Source organism: Ensifer sp. MJa1 (genome assembly GCF_037026475.1).
Taxonomy (GTDB): domain Bacteria; phylum Pseudomonadota; class Alphaproteobacteria; order Rhizobiales; family Rhizobiaceae; genus Ensifer.
Map to the genome: position 1 here is coordinate 1 of NZ_JAKUMO010000030.1, position 14064 is coordinate 14064.

14 protein-coding genes and 1 pseudogene are annotated in these 14064 nt (G+C 63.1%); 6 read left to right on the top strand and 9 right to left on the bottom strand.

Translation table 11 applies throughout. The annotated features are described in order from the left end of the window. The first annotated feature begins 521 nt into the window (after positions 1-521). Both MKZ91_RS27840 and MKZ91_RS27845 read left to right on the top strand, forming a co-directional pair. Positions 522-1127, top strand: a complete 606-nt coding sequence (locus MKZ91_RS27840) for an RBBP9/YdeN family alpha/beta hydrolase (RefSeq protein ID WP_336174285.1) — start codon at positions 522-524, stop codon at positions 1125-1127. 336 nt (positions 1128-1463) lie between these two features. Next, complete coding sequence (locus MKZ91_RS27845) at positions 1464-2870, top strand: FAD/NAD(P)-binding protein (protein WP_336174286.1); 1407 nt, start codon at positions 1464-1466, stop codon at positions 2868-2870. A 16-nt stretch (positions 2871-2886) separates the two neighbouring features. Here the strand turns inward: MKZ91_RS27845 and MKZ91_RS27850 are convergent, their stop codons facing one another. The 4 genes from MKZ91_RS27850 to MKZ91_RS27865 all read right to left on the bottom strand — a co-directional run bounded on the left by MKZ91_RS27850 (position 2887) and on the right by MKZ91_RS27865 (position 6270). Beyond that, on the bottom strand, positions 2887-3735 hold the full coding sequence (locus MKZ91_RS27850; RefSeq protein WP_336174287.1) for an ABC transporter permease subunit: 849 nt from the start codon (positions 3733-3735) through the stop codon (positions 2887-2889). Then, positions 3732-4523: a taurine ABC transporter ATP-binding protein gene (locus tag MKZ91_RS27855; protein WP_336174288.1), complete on the bottom strand. Its 792-nt coding sequence runs from the start codon at positions 4521-4523 to the stop codon at positions 3732-3734. Before MKZ91_RS27855 ends, MKZ91_RS27850 begins: the two co-directional genes overlap by 4 nt. 94 nt (positions 4524-4617) lie before the next feature. After that, on the bottom strand, positions 4618-5625 hold the full coding sequence (tauA, locus tag MKZ91_RS27860) for a taurine ABC transporter substrate-binding protein (RefSeq protein ID WP_336174289.1): 1008 nt from the start codon (positions 5623-5625) through the stop codon (positions 4618-4620). Positions 5626-5817: 192 nt separating this feature from the next. Further along, positions 5818-6270 (bottom strand): flavin reductase family protein, encoded by a 453-nt coding sequence (locus MKZ91_RS27865; protein ID WP_336174343.1) that lies wholly within the window; start codon positions 6268-6270, stop codon positions 5818-5820. 282 nt (positions 6271-6552) lie between these two features. Between MKZ91_RS27865 and ssuD the strand changes: the two are divergent. Both ssuD and MKZ91_RS27875 read left to right on the top strand, forming a co-directional pair. Continuing rightward, positions 6553-7734 (top strand): annotated as a pseudogene (gene ssuD, locus MKZ91_RS27870) (FMNH2-dependent alkanesulfonate monooxygenase). Positions 7735-7754: 20 nt separating this feature from the next. Further along, the gene (locus tag MKZ91_RS27875) at positions 7755-9221 is read left to right on the top strand and encodes an FAD/NAD(P)-binding protein (RefSeq protein ID WP_336174290.1); all 1467 of its coding nucleotides are present in this window, start codon (positions 7755-7757) and stop codon (positions 9219-9221) included. Here the strand turns inward: MKZ91_RS27875 and MKZ91_RS27880 are convergent. The 5 genes from MKZ91_RS27880 to MKZ91_RS27900 all read right to left on the bottom strand — a co-directional run bounded on the left by MKZ91_RS27880 (position 9212) and on the right by MKZ91_RS27900 (position 12717). Next, complete coding sequence (locus MKZ91_RS27880; protein ID WP_336174291.1) at positions 9212-9919, bottom strand: MOSC domain-containing protein; 708 nt, start codon at positions 9917-9919, stop codon at positions 9212-9214. The two genes, MKZ91_RS27875 and MKZ91_RS27880, sit on opposite strands and share 10 nt — an antisense overlap. Next, the gene (locus MKZ91_RS27885) at positions 9912-10619 is read right to left on the bottom strand and encodes a glutamine amidotransferase (RefSeq protein ID WP_336174292.1); all 708 of its coding nucleotides are present in this window, start codon (positions 10617-10619) and stop codon (positions 9912-9914) included. Before MKZ91_RS27885 ends, MKZ91_RS27880 begins: the two co-directional genes overlap by 8 nt. 10 nt (positions 10620-10629) lie before the next feature. Continuing rightward, positions 10630-11184 carry a redoxin domain-containing protein gene (locus tag MKZ91_RS27890; RefSeq protein ID WP_336174344.1) on the bottom strand — a complete coding sequence of 185 codons (555 nt, stop codon included), beginning with the start codon at positions 11182-11184 and terminating at the stop codon, positions 10630-10632. Positions 11185-11302: 118 nt separating this feature from the next. After that, the gene (locus MKZ91_RS27895; RefSeq protein WP_336174293.1) at positions 11303-11851 is read right to left on the bottom strand and encodes a carboxymuconolactone decarboxylase family protein; all 549 of its coding nucleotides are present in this window, start codon (positions 11849-11851) and stop codon (positions 11303-11305) included. Positions 11852-12060: 209 nt separating this feature from the next. After that, positions 12061-12717, bottom strand: coding sequence for a MarR family winged helix-turn-helix transcriptional regulator (locus MKZ91_RS27900; RefSeq protein WP_336174294.1), 657 nt, complete (start codon positions 12715-12717; stop codon positions 12061-12063). Positions 12718-12863: 146 nt separating this feature from the next. Between MKZ91_RS27900 and MKZ91_RS27905 the strand changes: the two genes are divergently transcribed. Continuing rightward, positions 12864-13310 (top strand): pseudoazurin, encoded by a 447-nt coding sequence (locus tag MKZ91_RS27905; protein WP_336174295.1) that lies wholly within the window; start codon positions 12864-12866, stop codon positions 13308-13310. A 107-nt stretch (positions 13311-13417) separates the two neighbouring features. Beyond that, entirely contained in the window at positions 13418-13960 is a 543-nt protein-coding gene (locus MKZ91_RS27910) for an MgtC/SapB family protein (RefSeq protein WP_336174345.1), read from the top strand. The last annotated feature ends 104 nt before the right edge of the window (positions 13961-14064 follow it).

A 14064-nucleotide genomic window follows, 5' to 3' on the forward strand; every position in this document is an offset into this window, starting at 1 on the left:
TCAGGACCAGCCAGCTCAGCGTGATCCCGAGCGACAAACCAAACCCAGGCAATACACTCGGCTGGCGAAACCGCCAGCGGCTCCCGTTGCGTCGCTGCGTCAAATTGCGATCACCTTTTCAACCCGGCAGCCGCATGCGGCCGCATCGTCCCCTCATCCAAACCGGCGATCAGAATCGGCGATTGGCCGGCTTGTCTCTACGCCGGTGTACTTCGGCGCCAAACTATCAAGTTCGTGAGCCCCAACAACGCAAATTTTTGACGCTGAGGCCGGTCACAAGGAAACTGATTTCGCCTGGAGCCGCGTCCATGGAAACACTCTGCTCCAAACATTGTTCCACGTCTGCCAGTCGATCGCGACGAAGTGATCTTCATTCAAAGAAATAAATACTATAGAAAATATAGATCTTGGGTGTTCCTTGCTTACGCGGCGATCGTTGCCTTCACATAATCAACGTCATGAATCGGCCGGTTCTTCCGGGCTGTTGCAACTTAGAAGCGTCCTCGCAAGAGATTGATGTCATGGCAAAAACGCTCATCATTCCCGGACTGTTCGGATCGGACGACGGGCACTGGCAGCGCCATTGGCTCGACGATCATCAAGAAGCGGTTCTGGTGGGGCAGGCGGATTGGGGACGCCCAGAGCTTGGCGCCTGGCGCGACGCCCTGGAACGCGACATAGAAAGGCACGGGGCGGTCGATCTTGTGGCCCACAGCCTCGGATGTATTCTTGTCGCGAACCTCGCCCGGCGTCCTTTGGCGCGCCAGGTGCGCAGCGCACTGCTGGTCGCCCCTTGTGATCTCGGTCCGACCGAAAGGCTTCATCCCGGGGCGATCGACTTCGGCGTGATGCCGGAGCTGCCGCTCCCATTCTCCAGTCTCGTCGTCGGCAGTCTGAACGATCCCTACATGCCCTTCGACAGGCTCCGGCACTTCTCGACACGATGGGGTAGCCGCCTGGTGGACCTCGGCCATGCCGGCCACATCAATATCGCCAGCGGCTTTGGCCGGTGGTCGCGAGGCTACGACCTGTTGAAGGTGCTGAACGGCATCGCACGTCGCGAAACGGCACGTGGGCCAGGGATCGAGGCATCGGCACGTCAACCGGTGACGACGGGCATGGTCTGAAACAGCAGAGCCGCTGGGGACGGACCTGCGACCCGCTGCACTCGGCACTTGATGTCCCCGCCATTTCGCGCTCTAATAACGTATTAAATGTATAGAGTATGCCGTCTAGGGATGACCATGTGCCGAGGTGCCAGGCCAACCAGGATAACGGATACATGTTCGGCGACCGCCAAGGTTGCCGATGTCCCAGCCGACACCGCGAAAGTAGCGCGGATGACCCGTGCGCGTGGCCTGTCGGCCCCTTCTCACAATTCGGTCGGTGTCTGTGTTCGCGCCGAAACAGCCATGCGTTTCAAACTTTGCCGGCGGGTATAGCCGGGCCATAGGAGCGTTCACATGACTGTCCATGGACTGTTTGCAAAGATCTCGCCTGAAGCGGCCGGACCGCGGGAAAAGCCGCATATCGCTATTATCGGCCGCGGATTTTCCGGGGTGATGACGGCGATCGCCTTGATGAAATCGGTACGGACCGCGTTCCACGTCCATCTGTTCGATCCGCAGCCGACCATCAGCGGCGGACAGGTGCTGGTCGCCGCCCGGAGTGGCGAGATCCTTAACAGCCGCGTTCGCGACCTTTCGGTGGCCGCTGGCCAGCCGGAGGACTTCAACGAGTGGCTCTCAGCCAACGCCGACTTTCGCGCCGCTGTTTCGGCGGCCATTCCGGGCTTCCAGCAGATCTTCGTGCCGAAAAGCATCTTCAGTGACTACGTCTACCAGCGGTTTTCGGAAGCACTGACGCGCCGCCCTGACATTTCGATGCAGCTGTCATGCCAGGCCGTGGTCGCGCTGCGCAAACAGGCGTCGGGCCGCTTCCTGGTGGTACAGCAGGATGCGGCGGTCGAATGCGATGTCGTGGTGCTTGCGACCGGGTTCGGACTACGCAGCAGCGTACTGGACATTGCCGAGGAGGAGCGCCCCTTGGTTCGTGCGCGGCGGCTGGTGGTGCCGCGCCACACGGTGCTGCTCGGTAGCGGCGTGCGGGTCGTCGATCGGCTGCTGCAATTGCGCGACAACGGCTTTGCCGGCGAAATCACCATTCTTTCGCGTCATGGCTTTCTGCCGCAGCCGCATACGCGGCTGGCCGCGGCGCCGACTTTCCCCGTGGACCCCATGCCGACCCGGCTCGGCGACATCGTGCGCTTCGTGCGGCAGGCGTGTTCGCAAGCGGAAGCGGCGGGTCTCGGTTGGCAGGCGGCGATGAACGGCCTGCGCCGGCGTGCCCGTTCCCTCTGGCAGGCGTTGCCAGAGGCCGAAAAACACCGATTCAACCGGCATCTGCGGTCGATCTATGACAGCCATCGCAACCGGCTGCCGGCACCGCTGCATCTGCGCCTGCAGCAGGAGCTTGTCGACGGACGAACGGTCGTGCGCAAGGGATGGGCAGGGAAGCGTCGTCCTGACGGGCTGATGGTGAGATGGGCCGGTGAAAGCGAAGAAACGCTGCTTTTGGCCGATCAGGTGATTGATTGTCGCTGTTCCGCACCGGACCTTGATGCACCTCTGATGCAGAGCCTCTTTTCCGGCGGCCTGGCCGAGCCGGACGAACTGGCCCTCGGCATCGCCGTCAGTCCGGCCGGCCAGGTGCTCGCCGGCGGGCAGCCGACCCGCAATCTCTATGCGATCGGCCCGCTCGGCGTTGGCAGCCTGCCGGACATCGACCTCGTGCCGGAGATCGTGACGCAGACCTATGCGGCGGCCCGGCTGATCGCGACCCTGCATCGGGTGACGTTGAAGACCGGCTGACGGTCTCCTCTGACAGTTAGGTTCGTGTGGCCCACGGCACCAGCCAACGCTCGAGCAGGCGCGCAGACAGTTCGAACAGGCAGGCGACGGCCGCGATCACGACGATGCCGGCGATGACGACATCGGTAACCAGGAACTGGGCGGCCGACTGGATCATGAAGCCAAGGCCACGGGTCGCGGCCACGAGCTCGGCTGCGACCAGCGTCGACCATCCCGCTCCAAGCGCAATACGGGTGCCCGTCAGAACAGAGGGCAGGGCGCTTGGAAGGATGACGTGGCGCAGCACCTGCAGTCGGGAAGCACCGAACGCCCGGGCTGCGTTGATGTGATCGGTCGAGGTGGACCGGACACCCGTTGCCGTCGACAGGATAACCGGCGGCAGCATCGCCAGCGCAATCACCGCGATCTTTGATGCTTCGCCGATTCCGAGCCAGATGATCACCAAGGGCAAATAGGCGAGTGGCGGCAAGGGACGCAGGAATTCGACGATCGGGTCGAGAATGCCTTTGCCCAGGCGACTGGTGCCGATCGCAAGACCTGCCGGCACGCCGACGAGGATTGCAACGGCAAGCGCGCCGAAGATCCTGAGAAGGCTGGCGCCCACATGTTGGGCAAGCGTCGCGTCGACGAAACCCACCACGGCAAGGCCCTTCAGCGCCTGATAGACTGCAGCCGGCGAAGGAAGGAACAGCGACGACACGAGGCCATAGTTTGAGGCAAGGCTCCAGAGCGCCAGAACCGCGACGATCGTCGCAGCCGAAATCCAGGCGAGCGGAACAGGGGATCGTCGCGAGCTTGGCCCATCGAAATCGGTATCGGCAAGCTCCTGTTCCTTCGACGGCAGGCTTTCGAGCGACAGGCTCATGCGGCAATCCCTTCGTCTTCGGCATGGATGAGAGCGGTCAGTTCGTCGTGCAGGCGCCGAAACGCTGACGAACCACCAATTTCGGGCAACGGCGTACCCGCAAGATGATCGCGGCCGAACGGGGTTGCGATTTCGCTCGTGATCCGCCCGGGATTGGGGGCAAGGACGATGATGCGCGTCGCCAGCAGCAGCGCTTCGTCGATGCTGTGGGTAATGAGCAGCGCGCCGGCCCCGCTCCGTTGCCAGACGTCAAGTAGGAAACCCTGCATTCGGCTGCGGGTCAGCGCATCGAGTGCGCCAAGCGGCTCATCCAGCAACAGGAAGCGCGGGTCGGAGGCAAGCGTCCTGGCGATGCCGACGCGTTGGCGCATGCCGCCAGATAGTTCCCAGACGCGACGGTCTGCAGCCTCTTGCAGGCCAACGCCATCGAGAATGTCGCGTGCCCTCGCCAAGCGCTCCCTCCTGGGGATGCCGCGCAATCGTAGTGGAAAGGCGACATTTTCCACCGCCGACTGCCATGGATAAAGAGCGTCGTCCTGGAAAACCACGGCGCGGTCGGCGCCGGGACCTGTAACGGATTGCCCATCGAGACAGACGCGACCGCTGCTCGGCGCCACGAAACCGGCGGCGATGTTGAGCAGGCTGGTCTTTCCAGAGCCCGACCGGCCAATGACGACGACGAACTCGCTGCTTTCAATCGCAAGGTCGATGGACGCCAGCACCGGTGTGGAGCGATGGTCAGCGGTCGCGTAGCGAAGGGTGACGTTGTTGAGCGAGAGAACAGACATCTTGATTTCCTGAAGGCGGCCTGTGACGACCGGTTTGTTCACCCGGCACGCGCGTCGGGTGAACATGGCCGGTCGCCATTGACGACCGGTGGGGTCAGAACGAGAGCTTTGCGGCTTCCTGCGCCCAGCGCGCCGAGACATAGGGCGTGTAATCGGGAAGCACCGCAGGGATCTTGCCCTGCTCCAGCAGGAAGGCCGAAGTCTCAGCAACGGCCTTCGCGGTCGCGCCCCCCAGAAGCTCGGCAGACGCCTGTTCTTCGAGCGACGGGAAGTAGTAGCCCTTCAGCAAGTTCGGCACGTCCTCAGGCTTGGCGCCGGTCAGGCGCGCAATCTTTTCGGCTTGTGGCGAGGTGGCGCTCCAGGCATCGGGATTGGCGCGATAGTCGGCATAGGCGTCGCCGGTGACCTTGACGAAGCCGGTCACGATATCTGGATGCTCCTCGGCGAACTTCTTGCTGACGATCCAGGCGTCGAAGGTCGGGCCGCCCCATTTGGCGACGTCTGCCGATGTGGCGAGAACCGTCGAGGTCTTCTTGATTTCCGAGAGCACCGGATCCCAGACATAGGCGCCATCGATATCGCCACGCTGCCAGGCGGCTGCGATCTCTGGCGGCCTGAGGTTGAGGATCTCGACCGACTTCGGATCGACATTCCAGTGCTTGAGGGCGGTCAGCAGGCTGTAATGCGCCGTCGATACGAAGGGCGTGGCGATCTTCTTGCCGGCAAGATCTTCCGGCTTGTCGATACCCTTCACGGCAAGCGCTTCAGCTTCGCTGATCAGGCCGACAACGAAGATTGTCTCGAGCGGAATCTGGCGGCTTGCGGCTGCCGCGAGCGGTGAGGAGCCGACATAGCCGATATCGATCGAGCCGGATGCAAGCGCTGCGATGACGTCGGCGCCGCCATCAAACTTCTGCCAGTTGATCTTGGCTCCGGTGACCTTCTCATAGGTGCCGTCTGCTTGCGGCACGCGCGATGGCTCGACGATCGGCTGGTAGCCGATCGTCAGCGTCGTGTCGTCCGCGCGGGCGGGCAGATAGGCCTGGGCGGCCAGCAGCACGGCGGCGCCGGTTGCGAGAAGTGTGCGTCTGCTGATCGTCATTGTGTGCTCCTCAACGTTGTAGTCCTGGTTGAAAGTCCTGGCTCTCGGTGGAGCCTCCATACAATGCTGATAAAAAACGTAGAAAATATATAGAAAAACTATTTCCGATTTCGGATCGCGGCGGACAGGCCTTTCCAAAGTTCAGCCATTTCGGCGGCGCTTCGTGCAGCGCCACTGAAGCCGCTGACTGCCCTAGCGAAGAAGACCGCCATAGCTTCCATTGTGGTAGACGATCGGTTCGCCAGCACCAGTGGCGATTGCCACCACGCGGCCGAGGATAATTGCGTGGCTGTGGCGCTCGATGATCTCCTCGACCTCACAGTCGATGGCCGCGAGCGCACCGCTCAGGGCTGAAGCTCCGCTCACCAATCGGAACCATTCGGCACCTTCGTAGCGCGCAACGCCTTTTGCACCGCCTGAACCGGCAAAGCGCTCGGCGATCGCCTGTTGCTCGTTCGATAGCACATTCACGCAGAAATGCCGGTGACGCTCTATGACGGGCCAGGTCGAGGACGTGCGGTTGATGTTGACGATCATGGTCGGCGGTTCGACCGAAAGGGCCGTCGCCGAGGTAACGGTCGCGCCGGTGCGCTCATCCCCGACGCCGGCCGTGATGACCGAGACGCCGCCGGAGAAATTGCGCATCGCCGCCTTTAAGGCTGGCGCTGTAACCGGCTCGTAGCCACTGGTGGCTGGAATGATGGTGTCGAATGCTGGAGATGCGGCAAGCGCGATCGTCATGGCCAAACCCTCGAAAATTTCACCTAATTCCCGGTCTCTATTTGCTGATCCGGGAAAAATTTTTCCTCCCGCAAAAGATGGTCGCCTGATTTTTCATTGTCAATAAATTTTATAGAGTTTATGTTTTTCGCCATTGCAAGGTGGCTCTGCCAGCCATCGGACACGCTCTATGAGGAGACTTCGCCCATGGGAACTACGCCTCTAACGATACCCGAGAAAATCAACGTGCTCTGGTTTCTGCCGACCCATGGCGACAGCCGCTACCTTGGTACCAGCCGCGGTGGGCGTAATGTCGATCTCAACTATCTGAAGCAGGTTGCCCAGGCAGCCGATACGCTCGGATATTATGGCGTTCTTATCCCGACCGGCCGCAGTTGCTAGGACAGCTGGGTGGTCGCCTCGGCGCTGGCGCCACTGACCGAGAAGCTGCGTTTCCTGATTGCAGTCAGACCTGGCCTGCTGTCGCCGACACTTGCCGCGCGCATGACGGCAACGCTCGACCGGCTATCGGGCGGCCGGCTCCTGATCAATGTCGTTACCGGCGGTGATCCGATCGAAAACAAGGGCGATGGCATCCACCTTTCTCATAGCGATCGCTATGAGGTGACCGAAGAATTCCTCAACATCTACAAGGCGGTGTTGCGTGGAGAAGAGGTCGACTTCAAGGGCAGGCACTTCGAGATCGAAGGTGGCAAGCTGCTGTTCCAACCGGTGCAGCAGCCGCATCCGCCACTCTACTTCGGCGGGTCGTCCGGCAAGGGGCAGGAGGTCGCGGCACGCACGATCGACAAGTACCTGACCTGGGGCGAGCCGGTCGAAGACGTCGCCAGCAAGATCGCCGAGGTGCGCGCGCTGGCTGCAGCCGAGGGCAGGGAGGTGAGCTTCGGTATCCGCCTGCACGTCATCGTGCGTGAAACCGAGAAGGAAGCATGGCAGGCTGCCGACGAACTGATACAATATGTCGATGACGACACGATTGCCGCCGCACAGAAGGTGTTCGAGCGCATGGATTCGGTTGGTCAGAGCCGCATGAGTCGCCTGCATGGCGGTCGTCGCGACAAGCTTGAAGCCGCGCCTAACCTGTGGGCCGGCGTTGGCCTGGTGCGCGGCGGCGCGGGCACGGCCCTGGTCGGAAACCCGGACCAGGTCAAGGCGCGCATGGAGGAGTACCGCCAGGTCGGCATCGACAGTTTCATCCTGTCCGGCTACCCGCATCTGGAAGAGGCCTATCGCTTCGGCGAACTGGTGCTGCCGAACCTGCCGCTGGCCCATGCCGTTCCCGCACGCGAGGCATCGATCAATACCGGACCCTTCGGCGAGACCATTGCCGGCGACCACCGGCCGAAGTTCAAGGCGTCCCAATCGTGACCGGGACAAGGCGCCGACCGGTGATCGCAATCGTGGGCGGCGGCTTCACCGGCGCGGCGGTCGCTGCAAACCTGGCCCGCAATCCCGCAAGCGACGGCGCCAGCATCGTCGTTTTCGAGCCACGCGAGCGGCTCGGCGCGGGGCTTGCCTATGATACCGACAATCCGGCCCATCGCATCAATGTGCCGGCTGCGCGCATGAGCCTCATCCCCGATGATTCCGATGACTTCCTCAGTTGGTTGGCATCGAAGGGCGAGCCGGGCGACGACGCCGATGCTCTTGCCGCCGACGGCAATCTGTACCCGCGCCGCGCCGTTTTCGGCCGCTATGTCGGCGAGTTCATTGCACCATTCCTGAAGACCGGCCGGATCGCGCACCGGCGCGAACGTGTCGTGAATATCGACCGCCATGGGGATCATTGGCTGCTGCGCACGGGCAGCGGTGCAGAGTTGCTTGCCGATATTGTCGTCATCGCCACCACCCATCCGCCGCCGCGCGCTCCCCGTGGTGTCGCAGAGATGCTCCACGGACATCCGCGCTATGTGCCGGATGCGACGGTCACCGGCGCTCTGGCGTGCCTTCGTCCGCAGGACCGTGTCCTGGTTATTGGCAACGGGCTGACGGCGGCCGATGTGATTGCGTCGCTGCGGCTCGCGAACCATCGCGGGCAGATCGTCTCCCTTTCGCGCCGGGGGCTGCGGTCGCGTGGCCATGCCACGACCCCGCAGGAGCCGTTCGGCGATTTTTCCGACGATCCGGCGCGAACTGCCCTTGAGCTTCTGCGGCGTGTCCGCCGTGCCGTGCGGGAAGCCGCGGAGATCGGTACCAGCTGGCACGGCGTTTTCGATGCGCTGCGAAGCCAGGGCGGCCAGGTCTGGCGCGCCCTGCCGCCGGCCGAGCGCAGGCGGCTGGTCCGCCACCTGCGCGCCTATTGGGACGTACACCGTTTCCGGGTTGCACCGCAGGTCGATGCATCGATCCGGCAGGGGCTGGAAACAGGACAGCTTCGCGTCCTTGGTGGCTCCATCGATCGGGTCGAGACCGATGGCGAGGTGATCGCCGTCGACATTCGCCATCGGCGCAACGGTTCGTCGGAGCGGATGCTATTCGATGCCTGTGTGGTAACGACGGGTCCTGCCCACACAGGCATCCTGTCATGTCACGACTGGCTTGCCGATCTCGCCTCGCAGGGTTGGCTTCGCCTCGATGATGTCGGCCTGGGGCTCGCCTGCGATGTAGCGAGCCGCGCGATCGCGGCGGACGGGCGGGCGGAGCGGTCGCTTATTATCGCCGGTCCGCTGGCGCGTGGCACCTTCGGCGAGCTCATGGGGCTGCCGCAGGTCAACGACCACGCGATCTTTGTTGCCGGAGAGATAGCAGACATGCTGACGCCGCCAAGGAAAGCCATCGGACGGCGTCCGCTCGCAACCGCGTCGCCGGTGGCAAAGCGGCCGGCTCCGTCGCTGGTCGGCGACACTCATCGCTGAAAGGGTTCGCCGTCGAGGCGTCGGGTCCAATCCTCCACCGTGCGTGTCTGCAGCCGCTTTGCCGCATAGTCCCGCCAGCTCGGCGGCAGGACGGCGAGGTTTGCGATCTGCGAAAGGGCCTCGCGGTTCAACGTGTCGACATAGAGATAGTGCCAGAGGCGACCAATCGTCCATTCGGCGGCGGGACGATCGAGGAGTTGCAGCCGGTCTCCGGCCGAGACGAAACCCGCCTCGATGACGCGATAATACCAGCCGGTGCGACCAGACTGCTGGACGCGACGGGCCATGTCCGGCAGGCCGAAGCGCCGGTTCAGCTTCCAGCAGGGCTGCCGTCCCTGGCTCACTTCCAGCAGTGCTTGGCCAAGGCGAAAGCGATCGCCGACCGCGATGTCGTTCTCGGTCAGCCCGACGGTTGAAAGATTTTCGCCGAACGCCCCCGGCATCTCCAGAGGTGGCACGGAACCAATGTCCTGCGCCCAGGCATGATAGTGATCCAGCGGGTAGTGGTGCACGGCCTTGTCGATGCCGCCGTGGCGTTTGACGTCTCCCTGGTGGTCGCCGGCAAAGCCCGTGGCTCCCAGATACACCGCCCCGCAGGCTGGCCGTTTGTCGATGCCGCTCAAGGTGCCGCGATCATCAATCGGCGCAAGCGCGCCGACGAGCAGGGCGTCGAGTACGATCGGCTGCCGATCAACCATCCATGCGCTCCAGCCATTCCCCGATCAGGGCGGCACCTGCCGCTTTCAAACTCGGGCCGAAGCGTTCGGCGTCGGCGCGTAGACGGGCAACATTGAGCCCGGCGGCGGCGAGCTCGCAGGCATGGCCGACCAGCCAGCGCTCGAACGGCAAACCGGCCTCGGCTTCGAGGTGAAACTGCAAGCCGAGCACCGTGTCGGCACGGGCGAAAGCCTGCTGAACGGTTTCGGGCGTCGAAGCCAACAATTCGGCGCCTGCCGGCAACTCGTAAGTATCACCGTGCCAATGCAACACCGGCAGGCCTTCGAGATGGCGAAGCGGTGAGGCAGCGCCTGGGGCGCTCAAGGTGAGGGGCGCAAAACCGATCTCCTTGATACCCGAGGAATAGACGCGGGCTCCAAGCGCCCGGGCGATCAATTGAGCCCCGAGGCAAATGCCGAGTGTCGGGCGATCTGCCGACAGCCGCATTCTCAGCGCTTCGATCTCGTCTGCAAGGAAAGGGTAGGCTTCGTCCTCGTAGACGCCAATGGGTCCGCCAAGCACGACAAGCAGATCCGGCTCGACCGGATCGAAAGCGAGGTAGTCGTCATTTCCGACATCGCGGTACTCGATCTCGAACCCGGCGGCGCGTAGCGGCGCTGCAAAGGTTCCGAGGTCCTCGAAATGGACGTGCCTGATGGCGATCGCCTTTCTTGTTTTCATCGTCTCACCATCAACTGCCGGCTTTGCTGTTGCTGATCGGTCCCGCCGACGGGACACAGCCGTCCTGCGTGCATCCCGTGTCTTGTGCCGTCGTCGCGTCGATCGGGACGGGTGCGGCGAGCAATGTCGCCAGCCGCGCGCCGATGACCATGTCGTCCTCGATCCCGAAGCGGTGATACTCGACGTGGCCGTCGCGGCCGATGATGATCGCCGTCGGCGTGCCACGCATGCCGTAGCGCTCCATCGTCTTGGGTATCGGTCCTTCGCTCGACGGCTGATCGACAGCAATCGGGAAGGTCAGCCGGTATTCGTGAATGAAAGCCTTGAGCGCCTCGGGTCCCATTGCAGCGTGATGTTCGAACACCGTGTGCAGGCCGATCACCTGCAAATCGGTTTCGCGGAAAATGTTCTGGACGCGCTGGGTCTGCGGCAGGCCATGCGAGACGCAGGCCGGGCAGAGCATCTGAAAAGCGTGAAGAAAGACGACCCGTCCACGAAGCCCTTCGAGGCTCAGGGGCGCCGCGGTGTTGAACCAGGTCGAAACGGCGAGTTCCGGTGCAGTCATGCGAAGGTTGCTGTTCATTATCTCAACTCCGACGGGCGCCGGACGGTGCACGCCCGTCCGGCTGATGCGGGAGAACACCCTGCCTGCAGGGCCGTTCGTCCCGCCTGTTGCTGATGTGTCAGGCGGCTTCGCGGACGAGCTTCACGCCCGGAAAATCGACCGGCACGGCAAGCGCGACGTTGATGTAATTGGTAAAGAGGTTGAGCGCGACATGCGCGATGATCTCGACGATGTCCTGATCATCGAAGCCTGCGTCACGCAATGCGCGCACATCTGCGTCGGCGACCTGGCCGCGTGCCTCGACGAGCTTCACGGTGAAGGCGAGGGCGGCGGCCGTTTTCGGATCCGACGACTTGCCACGCTGCGCGCTTGCCATCTCTTCCGCCGTGGCACCAGCCTTGCGACCAAGTGCAGTGTGGGCAGCGAGGCAATAATGGCAATCGTTGCGGTCGGCGACGGCAACTGCGATCTGCTCGCCAAGCTTGGCGCCGAGGCGCCCCTTGCGAAGCGCTCCGAACGATCCCCACATGCTTGCAAGTGCTGCCGGAGAATTGGCAACGGCGCGGAACATGTTGGGGGCGACACCGAAGGCCGAGCGGATTTCGCCAAGCAGTTCGGCGCTGACGCCGGTTGCCGAAGTGGGGTCGACTAGATTAATTCTGCTCATGGTTTTCTCTTTCTATTTGCGTGGAGGGAGAAAATAGCCGGTCCGCCGATGGCAGTCGTCGGACCGGCGCCGACAGCATCAATCACGCGGGCAATACTGGAAACGCTGCTTGCGGGCGCCGATGCTGAAGCTCGTTGCGCGTGGCCGGCACGCGCGGGTGATCATGTGCGACGGATATGGCGCCGATTGCGCGGCAATTCGTTCATGCATCACCCCGCTTCGCGGGTGAACACGCGCCATGCCGTCTCTCGAGCGCCTTCTTCGCCGCTTTCATACTCGCCGCAATCGACGCGCAGCTCGGCCGGTCCGAAGGCGGCGTCGACAAAGGCGCAATGATGCGGGGCGCTCGGATCGTCGTGGACATGCGGCCGGAAGTAGCGACAGTTGACGCACATGCGCTGCTCGGGAATGGCCCCCGCCATCTGCAGCCGCCGAATGATCTTGAGGAGATGTACGAGCAGATCCTGCTGCTCGAGCTTGGAGAGCGCGGCGATGGCGTCCTCAGTTGCCGAGGCGAGTTCACCAGCCCGGCGCACAGCGCTCTCGCCGGCAGGCGTCGCGGCGACCGCCAGGGCGCGGGCGTCCGTGGGATCGCTCTGCTTGTCGACGAGCCCCTTGCGCAGCAGCGCATTGACTGAATCCGTCGTCGTCGGCTGGCTGACGCCGAGATAGGCGGCAATCTGCTTCACCCGCATTCCCGCCCGGCCGCGCGCGACCAGAAAGGTCAGGATCTGCAATTGCGTCGGGTTAAGGCCGATCGCATCGGCGGCTGTCCAGGCTTCCGTGCGCATTGCTGTTGCCACCCGCGACAGGCCGACGCCGATCCGGTCGATCAAGGGAGGAGTATCGTCTGGTAGTTTGCTCATGGGTTATTTGTATAGGAATCCTACGTATTGTCAACAGCAACAAACCGCCCGGTGTTTGACGCGCATCAAAGTCGGCGGTTCGGCGTCGGCCTATTTCTTCATTCGCCCAGCCCGAACGAGTGCTGGTCAATCAGACGGAGACGATGATGTTGAATGCAATCAGGAGCGGACTGGGTATGGCGATCGCGGCAGTGCTTGTCGCAGCGCCAGCCGCCGCCGCCGATTTCGAAGTGCATATGCTGAACAAGGGCGAGAACGGCGCGATGGTGTTCGAGCCGGCGTCGCTGAAGGTGGCAACCGGAGATACTGTCACCTTCATCCCGACCGACAAGGGGCACAACGTCGAAACCATCAAGGGCATGATCCCCGATGGCGCCGAGGCCTTCAAAAGCAAGATCAATGAAAATTACAAGGTGACCTTCACGGCCCCGGGCCTCTATGGCGTCAAGTGCACGCCGCATTACGGCATGGGGATGGTGGGCGTGGTTCAGGTCGGAGAAACCCCTGCCAACCTGGACGCGATCAAGGGCGTCAAGAACCCGAAGAAGGCGCAGGAGCGGTTGGACGCGGCTCTGGCGGCGCTCGCGAACTAGGAGCCGCGTCTGCAGTTGGGGCGGGGAAGGCGGCTGCGCGTCGACGCAAGGGGTAAGGCGTGGCAGCGGTCGGCGGAACCAATGCGAAGGCTTCGCGTTGGTTCCGCATGGATCAGATCGCCGCCGAATTGTTTCCGCCCTCGCAGATACCCTATCCCGTCATTTTCGTGCGCATCCTCGGCGCATTGTTGATGGGCGCCGTCATCGGCTTCGAACGCGAGGCAAAAGCGCGTCCCGCCGGCCTCAAGACCCATATGCTCGTCTGCCTTGCCGCCTGCACCTTCAGCATCATATCGCTCGAAAGCGTCCGCCTCGGAGGCTTCTTCGACGACCGGGTGCGCATCGATCCGTTGCGGGTGGTCGAGGCCGTCACCGCCGGCGTCGCGTTCCTGGCCGCCGGCACGATCGTGCTGTCACGCGGCGAGGTTCAGGGGATAACGACTGGCGCCAGCCTTTGGCTCGCCGGTGCGATCGGGCTTTCAGTCGGGTTCGGGCATTGGATCGTTGCCGGACTTGCGGTGATTTCCGCGTTCACGGTTCTGTATGTCATCGGCTTTGTCGAAGCGCGAGCCATGGGGGACAACAAGCCCGATGCGGTTCCGCATGGAGACAGTAGCAACGGGCGCCGCAAATCGCACGCCAGGCGATAGTTTCGCCGCGGGACCAACAAGCATCAACGACAAAGGCTAGGGGGCGATACCACCGAGCCGCATCGGATTGGCCTGCAGCGTGACGCCTCACGCGCCTACCGTTC

Bases quoted from the DNA above. Each gene is read 5' to 3' on its own strand.
- MKZ91_RS27840 (WP_336174285.1), top strand. From the start codon at position 522: ATGGCAAAAACGCTCATCATTCCCGGACTGTTCGGATCGGACGACGGG.
- MKZ91_RS27845 (WP_336174286.1), top strand. From the start codon at position 1,464: ATGACTGTCCATGGACTGTTTGCAAAGATCTCGCCTGAAGCGGCCGGA.
- MKZ91_RS27850 (WP_336174287.1), bottom strand. From the start codon at position 3,735: ATGAGCCTGTCGCTCGAAAGCCTGCCGTCGAAGGAACAGGAGCTTGCC.
- MKZ91_RS27855 (WP_336174288.1), bottom strand. From the start codon at position 4,523: ATGTCTGTTCTCTCGCTCAACAACGTCACCCTTCGCTACGCGACCGCT.
- tauA (WP_336174289.1), bottom strand. From the start codon at position 5,625: ATGACGATCAGCAGACGCACACTTCTCGCAACCGGCGCCGCCGTGCTG.
- MKZ91_RS27865 (WP_336174343.1), bottom strand. From the start codon at position 6,270: ATGCGCAATTTCTCCGGCGGCGTCTCGGTCATCACGGCCGGCGTCGGG.
- MKZ91_RS27880 (WP_336174291.1), bottom strand. From the start codon at position 9,919: ATGGTTGATCGGCAGCCGATCGTACTCGACGCCCTGCTCGTCGGCGCG.
- MKZ91_RS27885 (WP_336174292.1), bottom strand. From the start codon at position 10,619: ATGAAAACAAGAAAGGCGATCGCCATCAGGCACGTCCATTTCGAGGAC.
- MKZ91_RS27890 (WP_336174344.1), bottom strand. From the start codon at position 11,184: ATGACTGCACCGGAACTCGCCGTTTCGACCTGGTTCAACACCGCGGCG.
- MKZ91_RS27895 (WP_336174293.1), bottom strand. From the start codon at position 11,851: ATGAGCAGAATTAATCTAGTCGACCCCACTTCGGCAACCGGCGTCAGC.
- MKZ91_RS27900 (WP_336174294.1), bottom strand. From the start codon at position 12,717: ATGAGCAAACTACCAGACGATACTCCTCCCTTGATCGACCGGATCGGC.
- MKZ91_RS27905 (WP_336174295.1), top strand. From the start codon at position 12,864: ATGTTGAATGCAATCAGGAGCGGACTGGGTATGGCGATCGCGGCAGTG.
- MKZ91_RS27910 (WP_336174345.1), top strand. From the start codon at position 13,418: ATGGATCAGATCGCCGCCGAATTGTTTCCGCCCTCGCAGATACCCTAT.